The 24477-nt window shown below is 62.1% G+C and carries 26 protein-coding genes; 8 read left to right on the top strand and 18 right to left on the bottom strand.

All coding sequences use genetic code 11. From position 1 onward, the window contains the following. Positions 1-18: 18 nt before the first annotated feature. The 8 genes from P3T40_RS15350 to rhaM form a co-directional block, all read right to left on the bottom strand. Complete coding sequence (locus P3T40_RS15350; protein WP_429268568.1) at positions 19-1326, bottom strand: MFS transporter; 1308 nt, start codon at positions 1324-1326, stop codon at positions 19-21. A 499-nt stretch (positions 1327-1825) separates the two neighbouring features. After that, positions 1826-2065 (bottom strand): DUF2442 domain-containing protein, encoded by a 240-nt coding sequence (locus P3T40_RS15345; protein ID WP_429268567.1) that lies wholly within the window; start codon positions 2063-2065, stop codon positions 1826-1828. Between the two features lie 174 nt (positions 2066-2239). Further along, the gene (gene rhaS / locus P3T40_RS15340; protein WP_429268566.1) at positions 2240-3247 is read right to left on the bottom strand and encodes a rhamnose ABC transporter substrate-binding protein; all 1008 of its coding nucleotides are present in this window, start codon (positions 3245-3247) and stop codon (positions 2240-2242) included. 85 nt (positions 3248-3332) lie between these two features. Continuing rightward, positions 3333-4346 (bottom strand): ABC transporter permease, encoded by a 1014-nt coding sequence (locus tag P3T40_RS15335; protein ID WP_429268565.1) that lies wholly within the window; start codon positions 4344-4346, stop codon positions 3333-3335. Further along, positions 4339-5403 (bottom strand): ABC transporter permease, encoded by a 1065-nt coding sequence (locus P3T40_RS15330; protein WP_429268724.1) that lies wholly within the window; start codon positions 5401-5403, stop codon positions 4339-4341. The genes P3T40_RS15335 and P3T40_RS15330 overlap by 8 nt, the downstream gene beginning before the upstream one ends. Further along, positions 5400-6929, bottom strand: a complete 1530-nt coding sequence (locus P3T40_RS15325; protein WP_429268564.1) for a sugar ABC transporter ATP-binding protein — start codon at positions 6927-6929, stop codon at positions 5400-5402. Before P3T40_RS15325 ends, P3T40_RS15330 begins: the two co-directional genes overlap by 4 nt. Positions 6930-7007: 78 nt before the next feature. After that, a complete protein-coding gene (locus P3T40_RS15320) occupies positions 7008-7901 on the bottom strand; it encodes an amidohydrolase family protein (protein ID WP_429268563.1) in 894 nt (297 codons plus the stop codon). A 64-nt stretch (positions 7902-7965) separates the two neighbouring features. Next, positions 7966-8289: an L-rhamnose mutarotase gene (gene rhaM, locus P3T40_RS15315; RefSeq protein WP_429268562.1), complete on the bottom strand. Its 324-nt coding sequence runs from the start codon at positions 8287-8289 to the stop codon at positions 7966-7968. A 196-nt stretch (positions 8290-8485) separates the two neighbouring features. Here rhaM and P3T40_RS15310 point away from each other — a divergent pair, with 196 nt between their 5' ends. Beyond that, a complete protein-coding gene (locus P3T40_RS15310) occupies positions 8486-9490 on the top strand; it encodes a LysR family transcriptional regulator (protein ID WP_429268561.1) in 1005 nt (334 codons plus the stop codon). A gap of 11 nt (positions 9491-9501) precedes the next feature. Here the strand turns inward: P3T40_RS15310 and P3T40_RS15305 are convergent, their stop codons facing one another. The 6 genes from P3T40_RS15305 to P3T40_RS15280 form a co-directional block, all read right to left on the bottom strand. After that, positions 9502-10284, bottom strand: a complete 783-nt coding sequence (locus P3T40_RS15305) for an SDR family NAD(P)-dependent oxidoreductase (protein ID WP_429268560.1) — start codon at positions 10282-10284, stop codon at positions 9502-9504. 99 nt (positions 10285-10383) lie between these two features. Continuing rightward, complete coding sequence (gene rhmD, locus P3T40_RS15300) at positions 10384-11562, bottom strand: L-rhamnonate dehydratase (protein WP_429268559.1); 1179 nt, start codon at positions 11560-11562, stop codon at positions 10384-10386. Positions 11563-11624: 62 nt separating this feature from the next. Further along, on the bottom strand, positions 11625-12899 hold the full coding sequence (locus P3T40_RS15295) for an MFS transporter (protein WP_429268723.1): 1275 nt from the start codon (positions 12897-12899) through the stop codon (positions 11625-11627). A 269-nt stretch (positions 12900-13168) separates the two neighbouring features. After that, on the bottom strand, positions 13169-13921 hold the full coding sequence (locus P3T40_RS15290; RefSeq protein ID WP_429268558.1) for an SDR family NAD(P)-dependent oxidoreductase: 753 nt from the start codon (positions 13919-13921) through the stop codon (positions 13169-13171). A 179-nt stretch (positions 13922-14100) separates the two neighbouring features. Continuing rightward, positions 14101-14718 carry a rhomboid family intramembrane serine protease gene (locus tag P3T40_RS15285; RefSeq protein ID WP_429268557.1) on the bottom strand — a complete coding sequence of 206 codons (618 nt, stop codon included), beginning with the start codon at positions 14716-14718 and terminating at the stop codon, positions 14101-14103. Between the two features lie 61 nt (positions 14719-14779). Beyond that, positions 14780-15340: a Uma2 family endonuclease gene (locus P3T40_RS15280; protein ID WP_429268556.1), complete on the bottom strand. Its 561-nt coding sequence runs from the start codon at positions 15338-15340 to the stop codon at positions 14780-14782. A gap of 371 nt (positions 15341-15711) precedes the next feature. On the opposite strand from P3T40_RS15280, the gene P3T40_RS15275 reads away from it, so the two are divergent. Beyond that, entirely contained in the window at positions 15712-15921 is a 210-nt protein-coding gene (locus tag P3T40_RS15275; protein ID WP_429268555.1) for a hypothetical protein, read from the top strand. A 6-nt stretch (positions 15922-15927) separates the two neighbouring features. Here the strand turns inward: P3T40_RS15275 and P3T40_RS15270 are convergent, their stop codons facing one another. Then, positions 15928-17460, bottom strand: a complete 1533-nt coding sequence (locus tag P3T40_RS15270) for a sensor domain-containing diguanylate cyclase (protein WP_429268554.1) — start codon at positions 17458-17460, stop codon at positions 15928-15930. A 344-nt stretch (positions 17461-17804) separates the two neighbouring features. Here P3T40_RS15270 and P3T40_RS15265 point away from each other — a divergent pair, with 344 nt between their 5' ends. The 6 genes from P3T40_RS15265 to P3T40_RS15240 all read left to right on the top strand — a co-directional run bounded on the left by P3T40_RS15265 (position 17805) and on the right by P3T40_RS15240 (position 21413). Beyond that, complete coding sequence (locus tag P3T40_RS15265; protein WP_429268553.1) at positions 17805-18359, top strand: RNA polymerase sigma factor; 555 nt, start codon at positions 17805-17807, stop codon at positions 18357-18359. Next, positions 18356-19276, top strand: coding sequence for an anti-sigma factor family protein (locus P3T40_RS15260; protein WP_429268552.1), 921 nt, complete (start codon positions 18356-18358; stop codon positions 19274-19276). Before P3T40_RS15265 ends, P3T40_RS15260 begins: the two co-directional genes overlap by 4 nt. Positions 19277-19531: 255 nt before the next feature. Then, positions 19532-19954 carry a CHRD domain-containing protein gene (locus tag P3T40_RS15255; protein ID WP_429268722.1) on the top strand — a complete coding sequence of 141 codons (423 nt, stop codon included), beginning with the start codon at positions 19532-19534 and terminating at the stop codon, positions 19952-19954. A 156-nt stretch (positions 19955-20110) separates the two neighbouring features. Continuing rightward, positions 20111-20446, top strand: coding sequence for an ArsR/SmtB family transcription factor (locus P3T40_RS15250; RefSeq protein WP_429268551.1), 336 nt, complete (start codon positions 20111-20113; stop codon positions 20444-20446). Next, positions 20443-20970: an SRPBCC family protein gene (locus P3T40_RS15245; RefSeq protein ID WP_429268550.1), complete on the top strand. Its 528-nt coding sequence runs from the start codon at positions 20443-20445 to the stop codon at positions 20968-20970. Before P3T40_RS15250 ends, P3T40_RS15245 begins: the two co-directional genes overlap by 4 nt. Before the next feature lie 17 nt (positions 20971-20987). Continuing rightward, positions 20988-21413 (top strand): DUF1801 domain-containing protein, encoded by a 426-nt coding sequence (locus tag P3T40_RS15240; RefSeq protein WP_429268549.1) that lies wholly within the window; start codon positions 20988-20990, stop codon positions 21411-21413. Positions 21414-21444: 31 nt separating this feature from the next. Here P3T40_RS15240 and P3T40_RS15235 read toward each other — a convergent pair whose 3' ends face one another. From P3T40_RS15235 to P3T40_RS15225, 3 genes are all read right to left on the bottom strand, one after another. Next, entirely contained in the window at positions 21445-22479 is a 1035-nt protein-coding gene (locus P3T40_RS15235) for an NAD(P)-dependent alcohol dehydrogenase (RefSeq protein ID WP_429268548.1), read from the bottom strand. A gap of 266 nt (positions 22480-22745) precedes the next feature. Continuing rightward, on the bottom strand, positions 22746-23141 hold the full coding sequence (locus tag P3T40_RS15230) for a hypothetical protein (protein ID WP_429268547.1): 396 nt from the start codon (positions 23139-23141) through the stop codon (positions 22746-22748). 74 nt (positions 23142-23215) lie between these two features. Further along, positions 23216-24184, bottom strand: coding sequence for a hypothetical protein (locus P3T40_RS15225; protein ID WP_429268721.1), 969 nt, complete (start codon positions 24182-24184; stop codon positions 23216-23218). Positions 24185-24477: the final 293 nt, after the last annotated feature.

The raw sequence follows: 24477 nt of genomic DNA, 5'->3' as shown, positions 1-24477 counted from the left end.
CCGACAGCTGACTGTGCTTTATGCGCGCGCTGCGTCGGCAACGGGCGGGATTGTATCGGCGGCACGCTGCTGCGGCTCGCGCGGCTCCTTCAAGACGAACCACACCACGACCGCCCCGATCAGATCGAAGCATGCGAGCGAAACAAATAGCGGGTCATAACCGACCAGCGCCACCACCACACCCACCGCCAGCGAAAACAGCGTGGCACCTGCATAGCCTGCCATCCCGGTCAGGCCGGTTGCCGTGGCCACATCGTTCTTGCCGAACACATCGGAAGCGAGCGTATAGAGCGCGCCCGACAACGTCTGATGGGCAAACCCGCCAATACAAAAGAGCGCAATCGCCACATACGGGCTGGTTGCGAGGCCAATACACGCCGGTCCGATCATACAGAGCGAACCCGTGACCACGACCAGCTTGCGCGACGTGATCAGCGACGTCTTGAAGTGCTTCTGATACCACGGCGCAAGATAGCCACCCAGCACGCAGCCAATGTCAGCCGCGAGGAACGGGAGCCACGCGAACATCGCGATTTCCTTCAGGTTCATATGACGCACGCTCACCATGTAGAGCGGAATCCAGAAATTGAAGGTCTGCCATGCCGGCTCGGCCAGAAAACGCGGAATCGCAATGCCCCAGAATGCGCGGCGCTTGATAATGGCGCGCCACGAAGGACGGGCGGCGGTATCCGTTTTGTATTGCGCTTCCTGTCCTGCGAGGATGTAGTCACGCTCGGTATCGGACAGGCGCGGTTGATCTTTCGGGGCGCGGTACAGCAGCAGCCACAGCATGCTCCAGATCAGCCCAAGCACGCCGATCGACACAAACGCCATGCGCCAGTTGCCATGCAGCACCCACCAGACCACCAGCGGCGGCGCGATCACTGCGCCAATCGACGAACCGATATTGAACCAGCCGGTTGCGATTGAACGCTCTTTAGCGGGAAACCATTCGGAGGTGGCCTTCAGGCCGGAGGGAATGCCCGCGGCTTCGGTCAGGCCCAGCATGCCGCGGAACACCGCGAGCGAAATCCAGCCGTTGGCCGCACCGTGCAGCATGCACGCGCCGGACCATGCAATGGCAAAGAGCGCAAAGCCGATTTTGATGCCGACCACGTCGAGGATGTAGCCCGCAATCGGCTGCATCACCATGTAAGCAGCCTGGAACGAAGCGACGATATAGGAGTACTGCGCGGTCGAGATGCTCAGCAGCCGGTTCATTTCCGGGGCGGCGACCGCCAGCGAATTGCGCGCAATGTAGTTGACGATGAGACCCGACGTGACGAGTCCGATCATCCACCAGCGCATGCCTCTTACCTTGCCCATTTGCTCCTCCAATATGCCGCCGTGTGCTGGCGTGCCGTGTTGTATGGTGCGTGCGGCGTTTTCCCGGCGTGGACCGTGCCGAGGCGAGAGTCGCCGTGATGAATCAGGTCCGTCGACGGACCGTCATGCAGGATCGCACCATGGACGCCAAGATAATCAACGGTAGCAATAGTTGTCAAGCAACATTGAAATGGAAGACATCTGGCGCCGATTCTAGTTATTGTATTTATTGAATGTTGCCTGAATTTGCGCGTTATTTCGTGGATATAAACTCAAAACACAACGTCTAGGCGTTTACCCGGAACATCATTTTGCCATACAACTTCCCTGCGTTATGAACGTGGGCTTTCAGGCATGGACGCGCGTCTCCCCACCCTTCGACGGGCGCGGATTCGCCACGCACCACCCCGCTCGAAGCGTTGCGCGAAAGAGATCAGACAGGCGGGAATAGCGGCGTCGCCAGGAAGCGAGCCGCGCTACGGCCGGACCAGCCAACGACTCAGTGGAGCGTGTTTTCGTCCAGCGGCAACAGGAGCGCTGTCACGCTAACGTCTTGCTGCAGCTCCGGCCAGTAGAGCCGCTGTTTGTCGATCGAAATCGCAAAGCAGTCCCGCTGCACCGGCGAAGCCGACTCCAAGGCAGGAAATTGGGCCAGAGGAAAGTGAGCCACCCGGCCGTCGGCCAGATCCAGCACCATAAACCGTGCATCGAAATGCACATCCACCGCAGCGCCTTTCATGACCGGCTCCTTGAGAGAGGCAAGCCATCCAAGCGTATAGCGCCGAAACCGGGCGTTCAAGCAGGAAAAAGCGGGTACGAGCACGGCGCGGCCACTTGCGCTCTGGATAGCAAAAACGCCCCGAAGGGCGTTTTTGTCTACAACGAGCGTCGCCCGTTTCCGGAAAATGCCCGCTCAGAAGTTGAAGTTGTCGATATTGCTGGAATCAAACGTAGTCGGCGGTCCAAGAATGATTTCCCCTTGCGGCCCGATAGTGCGCTTGCCGAGCTTGCCGGCGTCGAACGACTCGCCTTCCTTGCCCGTAATCGTCCCCGACGACAGCGCCGCTGCCGCATAAGCCGCCAGATACCCGAGCTGATTCGGATCCCACAACTGGAATGCCTTCACGGTGCCATTCTTGACGAACGCACGCATCTGGTTCGGCGTACCCAGACCCGTCACATCCACCTTACCCTTGCTCGAGGACGTCGAGATATAACGCGCCGCCGCTGCAATGCCCACCGTCGTCGGCGCAACGATCGCCTTCAGATTCGGATAGGCCTGCAACAAGCCTTGGGTTTCGACAAACGACTTTTGGTCGTCGTCATTGCCGTAGGCGATCTTCACGAGCTTGATCTTCGAGTATTCAGGCTTCTTCAGTTCCTCCTGCATCCACTTGATCCACGTGTTCTGGTTGGTTGCGTTCGGCGTCGCCGAGAGAATCGCAAACTCGCCCTCGCCGCCCATCAGCTTCGCGACCAGTTGAACCTGTCCACGGCCAATGCCTTCTGCGTTGGCCTGATTCACAAACAGTTGCCGCCCATCCGGCGCCGTGTCCGAATCGAAGGTCACCACTTTGATACCCTGCGACATCGCCTTCTTCAGGTAGGGCACCACCGCGTTCGCATCGTTGGCGGCAATCACGATCGCGTCCTGGCGCTGCGTGATCAGCGTGTTGATGTACTGCACCTGCGACGATGCGCCCGCATCCGACGGACCTACCACCTTGCCGACGCCACCGAATTCCTTGATTGCGGCCATACCGCCGTTATCGGCGATCACCTCATACGGGTTGTTGATCTGCTTCGGAATGAATGCAATCTTCAGGCCGCTTTTGATATCGGCCGCGCCTGCCGCGCAACTGATGCCCAAGAGGGCCACGCAGAGCGCGGCCGCTCCGGCCTGACGTAGGGGTTTGAACATGAAGTGTCTCCTGGCTGAATAATCGGACGTTAAAGCGTCCGGGTTGTTGATATCAGGAACGGCACACCGTACGGTCCTCGTACGGCTATGAAGCAGTAGACTTAGCGATAAAACGCCGGTCGCGCATCGCACGCCAGCGGGCCACCAGATTCGGAATCAGCACGGACGCGAGCAGCAACACGCCGGTCACGATCGTGAGCGTTTCGCTCGAGACGTCATCGAGCGTGAGCGCATTTTTCAGCACGCCGATAATCAGCAGCGACAGCAACACGCCGACCATCGAGCCCCGTCCGCCAAAAATGCTCACGCCGCCGAACAGCACCGCCGCGATCACCGACAATTCGAAGCCTTCACCGTTATCGCCGCGCGCGCTGGTAAAGCGCAGCGTGTACACCACACCGGCCAGTGCGCTCATCACGCCCGACAAAACAAACAGACGTAAACGGATCTTCGCCACTTCAATGCCGGAGAACGTCGCAGCAGTCGGGTTCGCGCCGATCGCATAGAGACTGCGGCCAAAAGCGGTGGCTTGCAGCAGCACCGTGAACACCACGGCGCCGACGATCACAAACACAAACGGCAGCGGAATAAAGGTCGAACCGAGATTGTTGATACCGAACGCCGTATAGCCTGCCGGAAAATCCGCGACGGCCTGATCGCCGAGCAGCACATACGCGAGCCCGCGAAACAGCGCGAGCGTGCCGATCGTCACAGCCAGCGAAGGCAGATTCAGCCTGACGATGACCAGACCGTTCAGCAGCCCCGCCAACGCACCGACAATCAGCACCAGCACGATCACCAGCGGCATAGGCAAGCCCATATGCCAGAGCACGCCCATCAGCGCACTCGATGCCCCGAGCACCGACGCTACCGACAGATCGATTTCAGCGGCCACGATAATCAACGTCATCGGCAAGGCCATCAGCGCGATCTCGGTCAGATCGGCCAGGACGTTGGTGATATTGGCGCCGGTCAAAAACATGGGCGAGAGCACCCTGCCCAGCACCAGCGACAACACCAGCACGATGACAAGCAGGATTTCCCAGCGCAGCGGCGTCTCGCGTTTGCGGGTCAACAGCGCGGAATCGGGTTTAGCCATGATCGCGTTTCCTCATCATGCGTTTGGCGACGGAGCGGGCGAGTAGCGTATCGGCTGCAATCGCAGCGACGATCAGCGCACCCTGAATGGCCTGCTCCCAGAACGGGGACACGCGCAGCACCACCAGCGCAATACTGATGACGCCGAGCACCAGCGCGCCAAGCGTCGCGCCGAGAATCGTGCCGACCCCACCGGTAATCGCCACACTGCCGACCACCGCCGCGGCGACCACCTGCAATTCGATGCCCTTCGCCGTGCTCGCGTCAACGGTACCGAAGCGCGCCAGCCACAGTGCCCCGGCAAAGCCCGCAATCGCGCCGGACAACAAAAAGCCCGACATCACGCGCCGCTCGACATTGACCCCGGCAAGACGCGCGGCCTCCGGATTCGAGCCGATCGCATAGTGCTCACGGCCGGCACGAAACTGCTTGAGGTACATCGACAAGCCGATCAGCACCACAATCGCGATCAACGCGAGCGTCGGCACGCCGAGGATCACCCCCGTCGCAAGCCGCGAATACGCATCGGGCAAGCTGGTGGCGTTGATCTGTCCGCCGTGCACCCACGCGTAGTCCGCGCCACGGAAAATGTAGAGCGTCGACAAAGTGGCGACTAGCGACGGCACGCGTCCCACGGCCACCAGCAAAGCGTTGATACCGCCCGCAACCAGACCGATTGCGAGCCCCGCCGCGAGCGCCACGATCACCGGCATATGGGGAAACGCGACATACAGGCTGCCGACCGCATAGGCGCTGACACCGACCGTCGAGCCAACCGACAGGTCGATATGCCGCATCAGGATCACCACCGTCATGCCGGCGGTCAGCAAGCTGATAATCGACACATTCAGCAGCACGTCACGCAGATTCTGCAGATTCAGAAACTGCGGTCTCGCGAGCGCCGTGCCGACGATCAGCAGGATCAGCACGATAAACAGCGTGGTCTCGCGGCTTTTCGCAATGGTCGCGACGAGGCCGCCCGTTTTCGCGGTGGAGCCGCCGACGGCGGGAGGCTGCACCGGCGCCGGATGGGGATGAGTATGAGAATGGCGCATTATGCGGCGTGCCCTAGTGGGTTCACAGGCTGGCCGAGCGCGGCGCCCATGATCCGTTCTTCGTTCGCGTCGGCGCGCGCAATCTCGGCGCTGATACGTCCTTCGTGCATCACCAGCACGCGGTCGGCCATACCGAGCACCTCTGGCAATTCGCTCGAGATCATCAACACCGCCATGCCGCCCGTGACCAGTTCGGCCAATGCGCTATACACCTCCGCTTTGGCGCCGACGTCGATGCCGCGCGTCGGCTCGTCGATGATCAAGACCTTGGGATCGGTGGCAAGCCACTTGCCGAGCACGACCTTCTGCTGATTGCCACCGGAGAGCGTGCCGACCGGCGCGTTGGCGTCGCCTGCCTTCAGTCGCAGCCGCGTGCCCCACTGCGCCGCGAGTTGCGTTTCGCTGCGCGTGGAAATGAGTCCGTGTTTGACGAGACGTCCGAGCACTGTCATCGACGCATTGCGCGCGATGCTCAACTCGAGCGCGAGCCCCTGCTGGCGGCGATCTTCCGGCACCAGCGCGAGCCCCGCGCGCACTGCCGCCGCCGGCCGCCCCGTTGCGAGCGGCTTGCCGGCAATCCAGACTTCACCCGCATCAAGCGGATCGATGCCGAAGATCGCCCGCGCCACTTCGCTGCGCCCGGCTCCCACCAGACCCGCCAGCGCGACGATCTCGCCGGCGCGGACCTCGAACGAGATGTCCTTGAACACGCCAAGCCGGGTCAATCCGCGCACCGACAGACGCACTTCGCCCGGCGTCACATTCGCCTTTGGATAAAAGCTTTCCAGATCGCGCCCGACCATCTTCGCGACGATCGCGCCAGTCGTCAGATCCGCCGTAGGCGCGTCGAACACCTTCGCGCCGTCGCGCATGATGGTGACGTGCTGCGTCAGCGCAAACACTTCGTCGAGACGATGGGTAATGAACAGAATCGCCACATCGCGCTCACGCAGCTTGCGCACGATGGCAAAGAGCCGCTCCACTTCGGTCAAAGACAGCGCCGCGGTCGGCTCGTCCATGATCAGCACATTCGCGTTTAGCGAGAGCGCCTTGGCAATCTCGATCACCTGCTGATCGGCAATGGACAGACCGCGCACCAGCTGGTCCGCCTGCAGATCGACGCCGAGCGATGCCAGCAGGCCGTCCACCTCGCTGCGCATGGCGTCATACTGAATCCGCCCGATGCGGTCCACCGGTTGCCGTCCCATGAAGATGTTCTCGGCAATCGAAAGATCGAAGAACAGCGTGGGTTCCTGGTAGATCACAGCAAGACCCGCGTCGCGTGCCTCGGCGGGCGTCGCAAAACGACGCGCTACGCCATCGATCACGATCTCGCCGGTGTCGGGCTGATGCACGCCGGCCAGAATCTTCACGAGCGTCGATTTACCCGCGCCGTTTTCGCCGAGCAAAGCATGCACTTCACCCGGCCGCAGCGTGAGATCGCCATCGGATAACGCGCGGACCCGGCCGAACGATTTGCTTGCATGCCGCAGTTCAAGCCGGGGCGCAGCGGTTGTCTGTTCCTGCACTACCTGTCTCCTCCATCGTGCGGCGTCGCCAGGCGCGCCGCGTTTCATCGGGGATGCTGTCTAGCTACGTTTCGTGCGTCAGATTCGATAGATGCGCTCCGCGTTCCGGCAAAACAGTGCGTCTTTTTCGGTTTCGCTGGCGTCCGCGACAATCGAAGCATAGGCGCGCCAAAGTTCCTCATACGTCCCGAACAAGCGATCGACCGGGAAGTTCGAGGCGAACATCGCGCGCTCGACGCCGAACGTGTCGATCGTCTCAAGCACATAAGGACGCAGGCTTTCGACCGACCACTTGTGATCGAACATCGCCAGCCCGCTGATTTTCACGGCCACGTTGACGCAGCCGGCCAACTGCCGCATGCCTTCACGCCACGCGCGATATCCCGTCACGCTGTTGCGGTCCACGAACATGCCCGCGTGATTGACGATGAACTGCGTATCGGCATGAGCGCGGGCCAGCGCAACGGCCTCCTCCATCTGTGACGGATACAGTTGCAGATCGAACGACAGGTTATAGCGGCGCAGCAACGCGAAATTCTCACGCCACACAGGATCGCGCATCAGATGACGGCCGATGTAGTCGAACAGTTTTTTCTCGTGCACATTCAGGATCTGGCGAATGCCGCGCGTATTCGCAAACGCCGCGTGCGCTTCGAGCACCTGCTGGACGTTTGGCGCGGCCAGATCTGCCGCTGCGACGATGCCATTCGGCATGCCGCGCGAGCTCGCTTCGTTCGCTACGCCCTGCAACCAGCGCGTCTCTTCGACCGCATCAGCCGGATCGTGATTCGCCTCGACGTGCACCACTTTGAGAATCTCAATGCCGCCGGCCTCGCCCAACAGATCGGCAATCAGATAGTCGTGCTTCAGTTCGCGCGCGTCACCGACAAACGACACGCCCGGGCTCGCGAGCCACGGGTAATGATGTGTCTTCAGATCCCACAAATGAATATGCGGGTCGATAACTTGCATGGGGCATGTCTCCTTGCATCAGCCTCAATCAACCACGGTGAAGCTTCAATGAGCTTGGCGTCATTCAACTCGGCACCTGCAGTCGAAACACCGGCTCCAGCGCCTGTTGCAAGGGCGTGTGATCCGGAGCAGTCTGCATGATGTCAGCCATGTAATCCCACCATTTGCGCATGACGTCGAGCTCCGGCAAACGGTCCATATGATGATCGTCGGTGCGTGTCAGGATGGCAAAGAGGTGGTCGGTGCCGGCATCGAAGAAGATGCGGTAGTCGCGCACGCCGGCTTGACGCAGTGCATCAACCAGCTCGGGCCAGATCTCCTGGTGCCGGCGCTCGTATTCTTCGCGCATGCCGGGGTTGAGCACCATCCGGAAAGCGATTGTCTCCATTGCGACCTATCTCCAGTCGTGACTATTTATGTGTCGGGGCGCTTTCTTGGCGAAGCGCCTGATCGGACTATAATTCGTGGATCGATAGCCTTTCAATCCGTTGTTGGGATTGGGCGATCCAGAAACCGAATCGCACGGCCGCCACAGCATCTGCCAACCCGCTCTGCCAAACCGCTCTGCCAACCGCATTTTTCCCATGAGCCAGAACGCCGCAACCGTCGCCCTCGTCAACCGGCTCAAATTCAAGCATCTGGCGCTGCTCGTCGCGCTGGACGATGCCCGCAATCTCCACCAGGCCGCTGACGCCGTCAATGTCGCTCAACCCAGCGCGTCCCGCATGCTGGGAGATATCGAAGAAGCGTTCGGCTTCCTGCTCTTTGAGCGCAACGCGCGCGGCATGACACCCACGCCGCTCGGCGTCGTCACCCTCGCCTACGCGCGGCGTGCGCTGGCGGAGCTGACCCGCTTCGCCGAAGACCTCGACGTCAAACGCAAGGGCGGACACGGCCAGTTGACCGTCGGCGCCATCATGGGCGCGGCACCCGACCTGCTGGCCATGGCCGTCGCCACTCTGAAAACTGAGCGGCCGCTGCTCAATGTGCGCATCCTCGGCGAAACCAGCGATCAGGTGGTCCAGTTGCTGCACCGCCGCGAAGTGGACCTCGCGCTCGGTCGGCTCACCAACCCCTTGCAGCACAACGATTTCAGCTTCGAGCCGCTCGCGCGCGAAACCTTGCTGCTGGTGGTGCGCACGGCCCATCCGCTGGCGCAGCGCACGTCCATTAACTTGCGCGAACTGATCGACTGGCCGTGGGTCGCGCAGCCGCTCACCAGCCCGGCGCGCGTGCTGTTCGAAGAAGAACTGGCCCGCGCAGGGCTTGCGACACCGGTCAATCTGACCGAATGCGCGTCGATCTTCGCTACGCTGCAACTGCTCGAAAACTACGATGCCGTCGCGATGCTGCCCGAATCCGTGGTGCGCGACCACGTGCGCGGCAAACTGTTGGTGGCGCTGCCCGTCGAAATCGGCAAGAGCCTCGCCGGTTTCGGCATCCTCACGCGCAAGGAAGAACCGCTCGCCGCGCCGGCGCTGCATTTTATTGAGCTGCTGCGCAGCGTCTCTCTCAAGCTTGCCCGCGATGCTACCGCCCAACCACATGCCACGACCAACGGCGATGCCGTGCCGCTCCCTGCTCACTGAGCGAGGCGTGTTCACTGCAGGTTGACGAACAGGCCGCCGTCCACCAACAACGCCGCGCCCGTCACATAGCGGGCACGGTCCGAAGCGAGGAACACCACGCAGTCCGCGACATCCTCAGGACGCCCCAGTCGGCCTAGCGGTATACGCTTTTCGAAGTAGGCCTTCTTCGCTTCGTCGGCGAGGTCCTCGGCGTTCAGGTCGGTCGCGATGGTGCCCGGCATCACCGAGTTGCAGCGAATCCCGTACGGTCCCAACGCAATCGCACACGACTGCATCAGCGAATGCACGCCAGCTTTGGTGGGCGTGTAATGCGTCTGCATGCCGCCGCCCACCAGCGCGCTAATCGAACTGGTGGCGACAATCGCACCGCCCGTTCCTTGTGCTTTCATCTGCTGCGCCGCTGCCTGGGTCACGAAGAACGCGCCGTTCAGGTTTACCGCCACGGTCGTCTCCAGCACCTCAGGCGGCATGTCGAGAAACGCATGGAACGGACAGATGCCCGCATTGCTTGCCAGTACGTCGACTTTGCCGAAGGCCTCCACGGTGCGCCTGACCAGTTCCGCACCGGTCTCGTGCGCCGCCACGTTACCTTCCACGGCGATCGCACGCCGGCCCAACGCCTCGATTTCGGCCAGCACTTCTTCTACGGCGGAACGGCGTCCATACGATGCGTCGTTGTCGCCCCAGTAGTTGATCGCCACGTCGGCGCCGTCACGGGCGCAAGCCACAGCGATGGCCCGGCCAATGCCGCGCGATCCGCCTGTCACGATCACTACCTTGTCCTTGAGCAGCACTTCTTTCTCCTTGATCGATTGAGCTGTCGCACTCTTCTTCAGTCCATCACCTTGCGGCTGAGCTTCAATGCGCGCGCTCCAGCGTGCACCGAGCGTCGCTTAACGCGGATACGGCCGCACCAACGCACATTCCGGATTGAGCCGCACGCCAAAACCGGGCGTGTCCGGCACCTTCATCCGGCCGTTGACGGGCACCGGTTCGTCGAGCAGCAACGGCGTGAACATCGGCACCACCTCATCGGCCTTCGGCGCCATCATCAGAAACTCCGCGAACGGCGAGTTGTGACGCGTCACGACGAAGTGATAGCTGTACACCGACGAGCCGTGCGGCACCACCATTACGTTGTGCGCATCGGCCAGCGCGGAAATCTTGATCAGCTCGGTAATGCCGCCGCACCAGCCCACATCCGGCTGGATCAGATCGCAGCAGTTCATTTCCAGCAGCATGCGAAAGCCCCAGCGCGTCGCCTCGTGTTCGCCCGTCGAGACCATCATGCCGCGCGGGACGTTGCGGCGCAGTTCGGCGTAACCCCAGTAGTCATCCGGCGGCAGGGCTTCCTCGATCCATTTCAGGCCGTACTCATGCGCCGCTTGCGCGAGCCGCGTCGCATACGGCACGTCCAGACTCATCCAGCAGTCGTACATCAGCCAGAAATCATCGCCGACGCGGCTGCGCATGTCGGCGAGGCGCTCGATGTTCTTCTTGAGTCCCTCCTCGCCCTCAGCCGGCCCGTGTTGCAAGGGCAGCTTGCCGCCGATAAAGCCCATCTCCTTGGCCAGATCGGGTCGCGCGCCGGTCGCATAGAACACCAGCTCGTCGCGCACCGGGCCGCCCAATAGTTGATACACCGGTTCCTGGCGAATCTTGGCGAGCAGATCCCACAGTGCGAGATCGACGCCGGAAATCGTATTCAGCACCACGCCCTTGCGGCCGTAGTAGAGCGTGGAGAAGTACATCTGATCCCACATTTTCTCGATATCGGTGACCAGTTGGCCTTCGAGGAAACGCGCCAGATGCTTCTCGACGATAAACGCGCCGATCTCGCCCCCGGTCGTCACCGCGAAGCCGACGGTACCGTCGCTCGCTTCGATCTCGACCACCAGCGTGCCGAGCACATTGATGCCGAACGACTGGCGGCTTTGCCGATATTCCGGGTAGCGCGCCATTGGCGTCGAAATGTGATCGTCGATCCAGTGACCGTCCGGCTGGTCGTGATAATCCGCGCCGCCACCACGGACAATAAAGGCACGCACGTGCTTGATAGTAGGCATGGCCATAAGAAAGGCTCCGTTTTTAGTGCAGTAAAGCGCGGCCGTCGATGGTTAGCGGGCGCGGTGTATCAGTGGTGAATGAGTGGCGTAAGCGACTCGGCCGCTATGCCGTTCTCCCGGCGAAACAGCGTGCCGATCAGCAACGCCGCCAGCAGGCTCGCCGCGCCGAGTACCAGCAGACCCGCCGAGGTCGAAGCAAAAGTGTGTTCCGCCGCGGTGCGCAGCGACGGCGCGATAAAGCCGCCCAGGCCGCCGAGCGAGTTGATCAGGGCGATGCCGCCCGCGGCCGCCGCACCCGTCAGATAGCGGGTGGGGAAAGCCCAGAACAACGGCTGCGCGGCGATAAATCCGCTCGCCGCGCAACACAGCGCAGCGAGCCCAAGCAACGGACTCTGCGACAATCCGGAAGCGCCGATCCCTAGCCCGGCGAGCACCAGCAGCGCGACGGCCCAGCGGCGATGCCCGCCGGTGCGATCCGCGCGGCGCGGCACGAGCCAGGTCACGCCGAGCGCACACAGCCACGGCAACGCCGCCACGAGTCCGACTCGCAAGCCCACGGTGGTACCCAGCAACGCCGCGACCTGTTGCGGCAGATAGAAGATCACCCCGTACACGCTCATCTGGATCAGCAGATAGATCGCCGAAAGCGCCAGCACGCGGCGATCGAGCAGCGCGGCAAAGAGATTGCGCGGTCCGTGTGCCGAGGCGTTGAGAGCGTCCTCGTCAAGGGCGCCGCGCAAGGCGACACGTTGCGCACTGTCGAGCCAGCGCGCGTCTTCGGGCCGGTTGTCCAGGTACCAGAACGCCCACACACCGACCGCCGTCGCCATGCCGCCTTCAATCAGGAACAGCCACTGCCAGCCGGCCAGACCTGCTGCCCCATGCAACTCGAGCAACAATCCCGAAAGCGGGCTGCCGAAGATAAACGCGAGCGGCGCGCCGAAATAGAACACCCCGACAGCGCGTGCCCGCGCCGACTGCGGGAACCAGTGTGTGAGGTAATAGATCACGCCCGGAAAGAACCCGGCTTCCGCGACGCCGAGCAGAAAGCGCAGCGTGTAAAAGGCCGTGGGCGTGTGGGCGAAGCACATCGATGCCGAGACCAGCCCCCACGTCACCATGATCCGGCACATCCACACACGGGCGCCGACACGATGCAGCAGCAGATTGCTTGGCACTTCGAACAATGCATAACCGATGAAGAACACCCCGGCGCCGAACGCAAACGCGGCATTCGACAAGCCGGTATCGTGCTGCAGCGCTTTTTGCGCGAAGCCGATATTGGCGCGATCGAGAAAGGCCAGCAAATACATCAGCAATAGAAACGGCAATAGCCGCCGCATCACCTTGCTGTTGATCGCCTCGAGCGAAGCGGGCGAATTCGGATTCACTGTGTCTCCTGTCGTGCTGGCCGGATCCGGTCGTGCGGCGTGGCGTGGGTGTCACGTCCAGCGCGGCCGGTCCATCAGGCCCGTCTAAGCGGGCTCACTGGGCCGACAACATGCTGACGGCCTCATACACAAAACGAGCCATGCTGCGCATCAGGTGGGCCGCCTGCGTGGCTGAGCAACCGGCACCGGCCAGGCATCAAGCGCAAGCTTGAGCGCCCGTGTCAGTACGTCGCCCGGCCGCCGGACAGATCGAACACCGAGCCGGTGCTGAACGCGCAATCTTCCGACGACAGCCACAAGATCAGCGAGGCCGCCTCTTCGGGTAACAGGAAGCGATTCATGGGAATCTTCGAGAGCATGTAGTCGATATGCTGCTGCGACATCGAATCGAAGATCTCGGTCTTGGCAGCCGCCGGCGTGACGGCGTTGACGAGGATGTTTTTGGTGGCCAGTTCTTTGCCGAGCGATTTGGTGAGACCAATCAGGCCGGCTTTCGACGCGCTGTAGTGCGACGCGTTCGGATTGCCCTCCTTACCGGCCACCGACGCGATATTGACGATGCGACCGTAGCCCTGCTTCAGCATCTGCGGCACGACCGCGCGGCAGGTCAGGTACGGGCCGATCAGATTCACGTCGATCACCCGACGCCAGACGTCAGGCTCCAGCTCCCAGGTCGTGCCATTGCCACCGGTGATGCCGGCGCAGTTGATCAGCACGTCGATCGTGCCGTGACCGGCCAGGGTTTGCGTGACCGCATTGGCCACCGAGGTTTCATCCGTCAGTTCGACGACCGCCGACGACACCTTGCCCAATTCGGCCAGTTCGCCCTGGCTGCGCTCGAGCCGCGCCGCGTCGACATCCCAGAGGGCGACCGAAGCGCCCGAGTTCAGGGCGCGCTGCGCCACTGCATAGCCAATGCCGCGCGCACCGCCAGTAATGACGACAGTACGCCCCTCCAGATCGATTCGGTTCATTGCTTGTCTCGCTTCCGTGACCGGGTTCGTGCTGCGTCCCGGTATGGTTGTGTTGGTGTCAGCCAATATACGGCGCAGCTGATACCTGAACAATTCGAGTATTGGAAGGTGCGATAACAAAAGTGGATCGCGGGGAGGTGCGACCGGTCACGTCAGCGAATGCGCCCAGCTTTCCTGCCTCACGAAAACCGCGCACCGCGGGCCGCTGCGCGCGCGGCAAGGATGCCGCCCAGTGCGCCACCGAGATGGCTTTGCCATGACACGCCAGGGTACAGCGGCATCACGCCGAGGAACATGGTCAGCCCGTAGCTGCCCGCCACGAACAGCGCCACCAGCAGCGCGAGAACGTGCTGTGTGTAGTAGCCTCGTGCGACCAGGTAGCCAGCGTAGCCGAACACCAGCCCGCTCGCGCCGATGTGCACCGTGTAGGGCGCACCAATCAGCCAGGCACACAGGCCCGCGCCCAGCATCGCACCCATTGTCGCCTGCCAGAAGTTCGCGATGCGGGGCCACATGCACAGCCAGCCCAGAATGAGCAGCCCACCCGTGTTGGCGACCAGGTGCATCATGCTTGCGTGCAGCCACGGGGCAAACAGGATGCCCTGCAGTCCACTGAGCGTGCGCGGCACCACCCCGTGCCGGTTCAAATGCAGGAACGGCAGCGCCGCCGACAAAAGATAGGCCACCCACATGGAGCCGACAAAGGCGGCGAGAAGGACAATACGTGACTTGAGCTGCGCGAGGAGCGAGTCAGCGGTGGAAGCCGCGCGTGCGAGCCGTATCGAGTCTTGCGGCATTACCGGCCACTCCGAACGGTAGCGGGCACCCTTGCGCGCGAACTGACGGTGTTGCCGTGTCTCAACGACGAACTTCAGTAGCCTTGACTGCTGCGCCGCGCTCGTCGAAATACATGGGGTCGAGCGGTACGGTCAAATCGAACATCGAGGTTTTGCGGCGGCCGGTGGCTCCCCAATAATCGACCTGCCCGCTCTGGCCGATGACAATGACTTCACGGGCCCCGCCTTCGAGATAGGCCATGATCCTCCTGTCGATGTCGTGCGTCCGGTCACTATCCAGAAGCACCTCGACACAAAGGTCCGGGACAAACGGCGCCGGGTCGTCGCGATCGAAACTTTCCCACTTGTCACATGGCATCCATACGACGTCCGGGACCCTGATGCCAAACGATGGAGTGGTGACTGCGACCGACATAGCCGCAAGGTGACCGATCTGCTCGGTCAGATGACAGTAGACATCTGTAAGCACTATCTGGCGTCTGGCTGACGGGGCGCGATTCACTATCGCTTCGCCGAGTTCGTCTAGTTCATATCTGTGGCGCCCCGCTGGGTCTGCTTCGGGAACAACGCGGTGCCATGCGGCGAGAAGTTCGTAGCGGTCCAAAAGTGCTGGTGTGCCCATAGTCGTCTCGCTGGGAAGTCACGTAAGCGTAAACCCTCCGGTAATGACTTGACAATTGTTATATCCTTGCGCGCCGCACAATCGGAGCTATGCTGGTTACGATGCAGCAAGCACGATATTGCGCCGCGGGTACTGGCCAATTTTAGCCCTCTCTCCCCGCGCTGTAAGCCGTTTCACTTCAATGCTCATCTCGTTTCTGAGACTTATTGTGCATTGCACCAAAATGATAAAAGTAAGCACGCAATGGGCGCCTGACAATTTGATGGATTAGGATGTCAGGTCCGAGAGGCGACGCGGAGGGGACGCAGGCACAGCCTTGGGATTAAGTCCCCTCAGCAGACGCCCTACCGGTTGACGACAGGAGGTCCAATATGAAACTCGACGACGCCACTTTCCGCCGATTGCGACGTCTCGCTCCGGTTCTCGATGACGTGCTCAACGCAGGAGAGGTCGAGCACGCGTACCAGGCCATGGACCTGGCATCACTTGGTCAGTTATGCTTACAAATGGTCGACGCGTACCACGACCAACACCCGCTCGAGCTTGCGCAAGCGCAAGCCGACGCCGGTGAGTCGCAGTAGCACATACTAGGACTTCACCCGGTTCCGGCCCGCCGACTTCGCCGCATAGAGCTGCGCATCCGCAGCAGCCATCAGTCCCGACGCGCTGCCTCCCTGCGCGGGCAAGCAGGTGGCGCACCCCACGCTAACCGTCACGGTGCCGTGCTCACTCTCTCCGTAGAAAAGGCTCATACCCTGCACCTTTCTGCGGATCTTTTCCGCTACATTCGCGGCCCCTTCGGCCGAGGTATCTGGCAACACCACCGCAAACTCCTCGCCGCCATAGCGCGCGACCAGACCCACCGGACGTCTCACGACCGAGTCGATACACTCGGCCACCGCAGCCAGCACTTCGTCACCGGCGGCATGACCGTAGGTATCGTTAAAGCCCTTGAAGTAATCGACGTCGACGAACAGCACCGACATCGGGCTGCCGTTACGCCTCGCGCGCAGCCACTCTTCGTCGAGCCGGCTGTCCAGAATCCGGCGATTGCTCAGGCCGGTCAGCGGATCCGTGGCCGCGAGCCGGACCAGTTCCGCCTGGGCCGCCACCTTGTCCTGCAGTGTGAAGGCGAGCAGCCACGACACCACGACAAACACCGTGCCTAACGCCAGGGTCAGGCCGCCGGCAATCAGGCTGCGCCGCCGCCATTCGGCGAACACGTCGTTCACCGCCGGCGCCACCACGGCAATCAACGGCGTCGACGGCACGTGCGCATAGGTAAAGATGCGCCGCACGCCGTCGACGGTGGAGTCCGCCGTATAGGAACCCTCGGCTTGCGACGCCATCATTGGAAACGTCGGCGACTTCGCGATGCTCGTGCCGATCTCCTGCTGCGAGAACGGCTTGCGCGCGAGCATTGTGCCGTCGTCGAGAACGATAAAGACAGAGCCCGCGTGGCCGATGTTGATCTTGTCGAGCAGCCGCTGAAAGTACTCGATCCGGATAGCCAGCAGCGCAACACCTGCAAAGGCGCCCTCCTGCGTATTGATGCGCCGGGTCAGACCAATCGAGAGGTTGCCGCTGCGCAACCGCGAGCGAAACGGATGCGAAACGAACAGGCCCACGGATGGATTGCGCTGTTGCACGACGAAGTAGTCGCGGTCGTCGAGCCGCACCGCAGGGTTGAGTTCGCCGTCCTGCGACGCGAGTACACGGCCATTGACGTCCAGCACATAGGCGCCGCCCAGGTAGGCGGCGGTCGTCGCCCGGTCGAACAACACCGATCGCCGCAGGTCGGCGGGCAGGCGCCAGGTTGCCGGGTTTTGCGCGCTGTCGACCATCGACTGCAGCGACAGGTCGTAGATCTCGACGTTGCGTTCCACGTCGCTGGAGATCAGCGATACCAGGTTCTGCGACGTCTCGTGCGCGTGCTTGAGCGCGTCTGCCCGGCCATCGTAGAGCGTCACAAAGGTCAGACTTGCCATGGCCACCGCCACCGCGGTCCCCGCGATACCGGCGAGGAACGGATGGCTGCCTACCTTCTGCGTGATCGCCGCTCCGTACGTGCGCCTCGCTTTGCGCCAGCGCCGACGCAGGGAAAACACTCGATGCGTCACCCGTCCTCCCTCGTTGTGAACAGCCGAGTCGTTATATGGATTGGTCCATCTAACGAGCCGGAAGGTTCACCAACCGAGTATTCAGGCAGACCATGGACGCATGCAAGCCCGGCCTATTCTTCGGCAAGACTGACGGACACATTACAGCAGCATGCCGCGCGAATGCCATTGTTTGCCGCTAAAATCCTACTAGGTATCCTGGTGCGAACATTCAGCAAGCGGCCAGGCTATCGGGCCGACCAGCACCTGCCCAGACCCACCCGGGCCACCACGCAGCGGACCGCGCTTCAGCGCCAGCCGCAATGCGTGCCTCGCCCCAGAGACACCGGACCCAGCAAGGAACCATGTCGACGACCGGTTCGGATTTACCCAGCCTGCTCCCGGCCCTGTTGCCGCGATTGTGGGCGTTCGCCTTGCGCATTTCGGGCGACCGGCACGATGCCGAAGACCTGGTGCAGCGCGCCTGCGTGCGCGCGCTCGAACGCGCGCATCAGTTGCAGCCCGGCACCTCGGCATTGAGCTGGATGTTTGCCATCGTGCATTCCACCTGGATCAACGAGTTGCGCGCCCGTAGCCGCCGCAACCGCTCGAGCACGGAATGGGACGACGACATGCTGGAAACCATCGCCGATCCGGCCATGCGTACACCGGAGGAAAACGCCATCAACAACCAGATTGTCAGCGCCGTCGGCCGATTGCCCGAAGCGCAGCGCATGGTGATGCTGCTCGTGGCTGTCGAAGGGCTCAGCTATGTCGAAGCCGCCGAAGTGCTCGAGGTGCCGATCGGCACCGTCATGAGCCGCCTGTCACGCGCACGCCAGACCATCGGCGCGCTGTTCGGGGTGCGCGACAGTCAAAAAACGAAAGTAGCAGTCGCTAGTAAGGACCCGGTCTCATGAAGATGGACTCTATCCTGCTGATGGCATACGTGGACGGCGAACTGTCCGCCGAGGAATGCCAGGAGGTCGAAAAGGAGATCGCCGTGTCGCCTGACGCCGCCGAATTCGTCGCCCAGTTGCAGAACGCACGGTTGCCCTACGCGGAAGCCTTCGCGCAGCAAAAATTACCTCCAGTGCCGGACAGCCTGACTGAGGCGGTCGCGGCAATGGCGCGTGCCCATGCGCAACGCACAACCACGCCAGGCGCCAATGACGCCACCGTCGCGCCCAGCGTGTTCACCCCGCCCTCCGCGCCTGTGCGCTCACGGCTGAGGATCGCGCCGCAGTGGCTCGCGGTAGCGTTCGTGGCCGGGTTGTTCTGCTACGGCGTCGGCATGCGCTTCCTGCCGGGCGTCGGCGCGGGGTCGAACAGCACACACACGGCGACGCTGACGGAGGCTAACCCCGACGCTTCGAGCTGGGTCGCGGCGGCAGCGGGCTATCAGCAACTCTATTCGCGTGAGACCGTGGCGCAGGTGCCGGTCAATGCCGAAGTCACGGCGCAAACCGTCGACGAAATCCAGCATCAGGACGGCCTGAATGTGCGGATTCCGGATCTCAGTTCGGCGGGGCTGACCTTCAAGCGCGTGCAGCGATTGCGCTATGACGACAAGCCGCTGGTCCAGATCGTCTATCTGCCGCAGCAAGGCGGCCCGATTGCGCTATGCGTAATGAAGGAAGCGAAGGCTGACGCTGCGCTTGCCGAGCACCGCATCGACAGCATGAATGTTGTGACCTGGCGGCACGCCGATCTCAGCTATGCGCTGATCGGCAAACCCGAAGGAACCGATCTGTCGGCGCTGGCCAAACATATCTCCGATAACAACGTGCAGACGCTATTCGGCGACGCGGCTATTTCGATGCTCGCGGCTAACTGAATGTAAGGTGGCGGGCCCTGCGTGTGCTGACGTTGCGTCGCACCCGCAAGGCCGACGCACGTCCCAGCGGCGTTGTCGCGCCAACGTCGCTCGCCCACACACCCGCGCAAAAAAAGACCGTCACGCCACGGAATAAGCCGCCAGCAGCAGGCGTTCAACAGAGTAACCAGCGACGCTACGCATCGCCCCCGGGCTCGCGTGCGTCGAAGGTTATCTTCTTTCCATTCCACGAGACGTCTTATGAAAATGAATCGAATGCTCACGGCTATGGTGTTGTCGCTGAGCCTCGCGGCACCTGCGCTCGCGGTGGCCGACACGCTCAATCTGAAAGCCGACCTGCTCGCCTCCACCGAAGTGCCGCCCAAAACCAGCGACGGACATGGCGAACTGACGGCCACCTACGACACCTCGTCGAAAGTGCTGCAATGGAAGGTCACCTACGCTGACCTTACTGGCCCAGCCAGCATGGCGCATTTTCATGGCCCTGCGCCCGCCGGCAAGAACGCAGGCGTCGTAATTCCGATTCCGATGGACAAGCTGGCTAGCCCGATCGAAGGCCAGGCCACCCTCACCGCGGCGCAGGAAAGCGACCTGCTCGCCGGCAACTGGTATTTCAACGTGCATACCGCGAAGAATCCGGGCGGCGAAATTCGCGGCCAGGTCGAACAGGCCAAGTAAGCACACTTCGCTCTTCCCCCTGTGCAGTGCAGCTGATCGATCCGCCGGTCGGTTGCACTGCGTGATCCGTACACCCCCTCGCACCCCCTCGCAACAACCGCCGCACAACAAGCTCGTCGCTTGACACGTATATACCTCGTCAGGTATATAAGCAAAATGGAATCGACATTTGCCATCATCGCCGAGCCGAACCGCCGCGCCATCCTGAGTCTGCTGGCCTCCGCCGAGCGGTCCGTCGGTGATATCGAGGAGCAGTTAAGCCTTTCGCAGCCCTCGGTTTCAAAGCATCTACGAGTCCTTCGGGAAGCCGGATTCGTGGAGTCGCGCGTCGACGCACAACGGCGTCTATATCGCATCAAACCGGAACCGCTGATGGAGATCGACGCGTGGCTCGAGCCGTTCCGCCGATACTGGTCGGTGCACCTCGACGCGCTCGAACGCCATCTCGATCAGATAGATCCTGTACCGCAACGAAAAGGGAAGAAACGATGAGCAATCGCGATGAATATATGCCGGGCCCTGCCGCCGGCGCCGAAGTCCGCAAGGATGGAGAAAAGTGGACACTGGTTCTGGTCCGCGAATTGCGTCATTCGCCGGAGAAAGTGTGGAAAGCATTGACCGACCCGGCCAGTCTGCGTGAATGGGCGCCGTTTGATGCTGACCGGAGTCTCGCTGCGGTCGGCCCCGTCAGGCTTTCGACGGTCGGAACGCCGGCCCCGCAGGTCTCGGAAACGCAGGTCACGCGCGCCGAGGCACCGAATCTGCTCGAGTACCGCTGGGGCGACAACGATATGCGCTGGCAACTTGAGCCGCTCGGCGACGGCACACGTCTCACGCTTTGGCACAACATCGATCGCGGCTTCATTGCGATGGGCGCAGCCGGGTGGCACATCTGCCTCGACGTGCTCGATCGCCTCGTTGCGGACGAACCCATCGGACGCATCGTCGGTGGCGAAGCCATGAAATTCGGCTGGCCGCGGCTGAACGACGAGTACACGAAGCAATTTGGGCTCTGAGCCCTCAGGAGGAGTACATGAAAGAATCGGATTCGAACGAGGAACAGTCAGCATCCGAGCTGATCGACCAACGAATCGCCGATCTCGCAGACTGGCGCGGGGCAACCTTGAGCCGGATGCGCGAGCTCATCAAAGACGCAGACCCGGACGTCGTAGAGGAATGGAAGTGGCGGGGCACGCCCGTGTGGTCGCACGATGGGATCATCTGCACCGGCGAGTCTTACAAAGCGGTCGTGAAGTTGACCTTCGCCAAGGGCGCGTCGTTGAAGGACCCGTCGAAGCTCTTCAACTCGAGCCTCGACGGGAACACCAGGCGTGCAATCGACATCCACGAGGGCGAAGAAATCAACGCGGATAAGTTCAAGGCACTCATCCGCGCCGCCATCGCCCTCAATACATCCGCTGCAGCGGCAAAGCCGAAGCGAGCGAAGAAGGCGACATAGGCAACTTGCGTCACTTACGCAACGCCGTCGATCACTCCAATACGATCTGCACCTTCACGTCCGTGGGCTTGCCGCTTGCCGCTTCTTCGAAGGCCTTGATGCCGTCCGCGAACGGGAACGTGCGTGAGATAAACGGCTTGATATCGAGCCGCCCCGATGCGATCAACTGGATGGCCCGCGGGAACATGTTGGCGTAGCGGAACACCGACTCGATCCGCACTTCCTTGATCTGCACCGCAACAATATCGATCGGCACCGCCTTTTGCGGCATGCCGACGAGCACGAGGCAGCCACCGGGACACAGCAGATCGACGATGCCTTCGAATGCCTTCTCGTTTCCACTGGCTTCGAAGACAACGTTCGCGCCCCACCCCTCGGTGAGTTCGGCGACGACGTCCTTCGGTTTCCGGTCACGGATATTGACCGCCGTCACGCCCTGCACGCCGCCGATCAGCTCGAGTTTCTCGGGTACCAGATCGCACACGATAGCGCGGCTGCAGCCGCCGGCGAGCGCGGCCAGGGCACACATCATGCCGATCGTCCCCGCGCCCAGAATAACGGCCACATCCCCCGGTTTTATCTTCGCCTTGGTTGCCGCCTGCATGCCAATGGCCAAAGGCTCGACAATCGCGCCCTCCGCGAAACTGACGTTATCCGGCAGCTTGAAAGTAAACGCAGCGGGATGCACGACGAACGGCGTGAGGCAACCATGCACGGGCGGCGTCGCCCAGAAACGCACGCTTGGATCGAGGTTATACATGCCTTCGCGCGATGCCCGCGACGCCATGTCCGGCACGCCGGGTTCCATGCAGACGCGATCGCCCACCTTCAGGTGCTTCACTTCGTCACCGATCTGGATCACGGTACCGGCGGCTTCGTGACCGAGCACCATCGGTTCATTGACGACGAATGGCCCGATGCGGCCATGCTGATAATAGTGAATATCGCTGCCGCAAATGCCCACCGTGTTGATGCGAATGCGCACATCGCGCGGACCGACGACTTGCGGCAAGGTAAACGGGCGCAAGCTGATACGGCGTGCTTCTTCGAGAACCAGTGCTTCCATGATTGAAGCCCTCTGCTATGGGACAAAACGGAATGAGATCAGACGGCCTGAAAAGCGCCGTCTAGTGCAAAGACAACCCGATAGTAATTCACCGCCCCGGATACCGTCCTTTATTTCACCGCGCGCATTGTGGGCTGCGTCGCAGGCTACGACGGCTTGAAGAATAGCGGCCAGCGCGTTTCGCAGCCAATTGAGGGCCCACGCCACTAATTGGGAAAAGAGCGACATGCCGTAACGAGGCTGTGCCTGACCAACCGGCCACGCCCCTATTGCGACGGCTGCGCGTCGTGGTTAGTGGGCTTGGGCAGCCGCCTGGCGAGGCTGCGCAGCGTCGCGCAGACGAGGCGAACGCGTGATTCGTAGTCCTGCGGGTCGCTCACCCGCAGCGACTGGTACTGGAGCAGCATCGGCTCTGCCCTTTTCCAGCCATAGTCCCATTCCGTGTCGAACCCGGCCGGAGCCGACAGCGAGCGCCTGAGTCTCTCCTTGTAATCCGCGACCTGCGCGGACGTATAGCCACACAGCTCGTGCCCAAGGTGCGCGCCACGGCCGGCCGATTGGATCCGGTCAGCGACTGCACCGGTATCTTCGTAAGCATTCGCCGTACACACGCAGCACGCAGCCAGGCACAGCGTGACGATGCCGCGACCTGTAGTGGTCATTGAGGACCTCCTTCAGCAATACGCCTGCCGCGGATGCGGAAAAACCACCGCTCTGCTGGCTTGAATACTCACGCTCAGAACCGGTAGCCGGCACCTGCAAATATCACATCGGTATCGCGGTCGTAACGCGTCACCACCCGGTTCCGTTCGAGCCGCGCGTCCCAACGTTGGGTAAAGCGATACGAACCTGCAATGGTAACGAGCCCGGAGACTTTGCCAGCTCCCGGTCCCGGTGATTCGCTGTTCTCGTTTTCATTGATCGCGTAGTAGACGCCGGCGCCTGCCGCGAGCGTGACCTTGTCGTTCAGGAACGCACGGGTTGCCCATAGCTGGCTGGTCACGCCGTCCCGGCGCGCCAGCTTGCTACTGCCTTCATGCAGATAGCCGAGCGTCACATCGAGATATTTGGCAAGGCCGCGCCGGTATTCGATGGCGCCGCCCAGCGCCGACGGCGAACTCGTCGAGTTAACGATGGTTTTGCCCAGATACACGGCGACTTCGTTGTTCGTCACCTTCGTCGCGCTGCCGGCCGCCCGGTCACGCGGGCCGGGGGTGTCCGGTGCGTCGAGTTGATAGCCCACGCCGAACATGACACTGGTTGCATCCGGACCGCGCTGCACATGCACGCGATTGAGCTGCAACTGCGTAATCCAGCGGTTCGATGCGTAATACGCGGCACGTACGCTGTAGACCACGCCCCAGCCGTGGGTGTCGGAATAGCTTCCGCCTTGCCCGGCTGTGGTCGTATCGAAGTAGCGATAAGGGCCAATGCCTGCCTGCAGAACAAACTTAGGATTACCAACCGGAATGCGTCCCCATAGCTGAAGCAGTTGGCCATCGCGATGATGGTCTGGAATATGTCCTTCGTTCAGCCATGAGAAGCTGCCCGCAAAGTACTGGCCGAGCCCCTCCTGGTAATTGAAAGCCCAACTGTAGGTATTGGCGTCGCTCGCCCTCGAACCCCCGCCGAACAACGAAAACTCCTGGGCTTCGGCGCCCGGTGTGCCGAGCAGTCCGCCTGCGACCAGCGCGACGCCCAGCAAGGTGTTGCAAACCGGACGCGCAGAGAATCCTCCCGCGCCGGCCTCAGTCTGCCTTGGCACGTCTTCGGGCGAGTCTTCAGGCGCGTCTGCAACGGCGGCACGAGCATGCCGGTACACCTGCTCACGCGCCTCGCGCGCGAATTGCTGCTTTTCTACCAGCTTGAGCTTGCGCGTGCGGTCCGCACCCAGCACGGCGTAATAGCGCTCGGCGTGCACGCGCTTGAAGCGCGCATAGAAGTCCGGCCCGGGCAGACCGGAGTCGGTACTAAGAAGCGCGCCATAATCCGCGAGCC

This window comes from Paraburkholderia sp. EB58, from assembly GCF_050436665.1.
Lineage (GTDB): Bacteria > Pseudomonadota > Gammaproteobacteria > Burkholderiales > Burkholderiaceae > Paraburkholderia.
The sequence above is the reverse complement of the archived record's forward strand: the minus strand, read 5'-3'. Positions and strand labels throughout refer to the sequence as shown.

What these genes read in the sequence shown, in the direction of transcription:
- P3T40_RS15235 (WP_429268548.1), bottom strand. Translation starts at nt 22,479, where the DNA reads ATGGAAGCACTGGTTCTCGAAGAAGCACGCCGTATCAGCTTGCGCCCG.
- P3T40_RS15350 (WP_429268568.1), bottom strand. Translation starts at nt 1,326, where the DNA reads ATGGGCAAGGTAAGAGGCATGCGCTGGTGGATGATCGGACTCGTCACG.
- rhaS (WP_429268566.1), bottom strand. Translation starts at nt 3,247, where the DNA reads ATGTTCAAACCCCTACGTCAGGCCGGAGCGGCCGCGCTCTGCGTGGCC.
- P3T40_RS15320 (WP_429268563.1), bottom strand. Translation starts at nt 7,901, where the DNA reads ATGCAAGTTATCGACCCGCATATTCATTTGTGGGATCTGAAGACACAT.
- P3T40_RS15335 (WP_429268565.1), bottom strand. Translation starts at nt 4,346, where the DNA reads ATGGCTAAACCCGATTCCGCGCTGTTGACCCGCAAACGCGAGACGCCG.
- P3T40_RS15230 (WP_429268547.1), bottom strand. Translation starts at nt 23,141, where the DNA reads ATGACCACTACAGGTCGCGGCATCGTCACGCTGTGCCTGGCTGCGTGC.
- rhmD (WP_429268559.1), bottom strand. Translation starts at nt 11,562, where the DNA reads ATGGCCATGCCTACTATCAAGCACGTGCGTGCCTTTATTGTCCGTGGT.
- P3T40_RS15280 (WP_429268556.1), bottom strand. Translation starts at nt 15,340, where the DNA reads ATGGGCACACCAGCACTTTTGGACCGCTACGAACTTCTCGCCGCATGG.
- P3T40_RS15245 (WP_429268550.1), top strand. Translation starts at nt 20,443, where the DNA reads ATGAGCAATCGCGATGAATATATGCCGGGCCCTGCCGCCGGCGCCGAA.
- P3T40_RS15265 (WP_429268553.1), top strand. Translation starts at nt 17,805, where the DNA reads ATGTCGACGACCGGTTCGGATTTACCCAGCCTGCTCCCGGCCCTGTTG.
- P3T40_RS15240 (WP_429268549.1), top strand. Translation starts at nt 20,988, where the DNA reads ATGAAAGAATCGGATTCGAACGAGGAACAGTCAGCATCCGAGCTGATC.
- P3T40_RS15295 (WP_429268723.1), bottom strand. Translation starts at nt 12,899, where the DNA reads ATGCGGCGGCTATTGCCGTTTCTATTGCTGATGTATTTGCTGGCCTTT.
- P3T40_RS15345 (WP_429268567.1), bottom strand. Translation starts at nt 2,065, where the DNA reads ATGAAAGGCGCTGCGGTGGATGTGCATTTCGATGCACGGTTTATGGTG.
- rhaM (WP_429268562.1), bottom strand. Translation starts at nt 8,289, where the DNA reads ATGGAGACAATCGCTTTCCGGATGGTGCTCAACCCCGGCATGCGCGAA.
- P3T40_RS15255 (WP_429268722.1), top strand. Translation starts at nt 19,532, where the DNA reads ATGCTCACGGCTATGGTGTTGTCGCTGAGCCTCGCGGCACCTGCGCTC.
- P3T40_RS15250 (WP_429268551.1), top strand. Translation starts at nt 20,111, where the DNA reads ATGGAATCGACATTTGCCATCATCGCCGAGCCGAACCGCCGCGCCATC.
- P3T40_RS15285 (WP_429268557.1), bottom strand. Translation starts at nt 14,718, where the DNA reads ATGCCGCAAGACTCGATACGGCTCGCACGCGCGGCTTCCACCGCTGAC.
- P3T40_RS15260 (WP_429268552.1), top strand. Translation starts at nt 18,356, where the DNA reads ATGAAGATGGACTCTATCCTGCTGATGGCATACGTGGACGGCGAACTG.
- P3T40_RS15275 (WP_429268555.1), top strand. Translation starts at nt 15,712, where the DNA reads ATGAAACTCGACGACGCCACTTTCCGCCGATTGCGACGTCTCGCTCCG.
- P3T40_RS15310 (WP_429268561.1), top strand. Translation starts at nt 8,486, where the DNA reads ATGAGCCAGAACGCCGCAACCGTCGCCCTCGTCAACCGGCTCAAATTC.
- P3T40_RS15290 (WP_429268558.1), bottom strand. Translation starts at nt 13,921, where the DNA reads ATGAACCGAATCGATCTGGAGGGGCGTACTGTCGTCATTACTGGCGGT.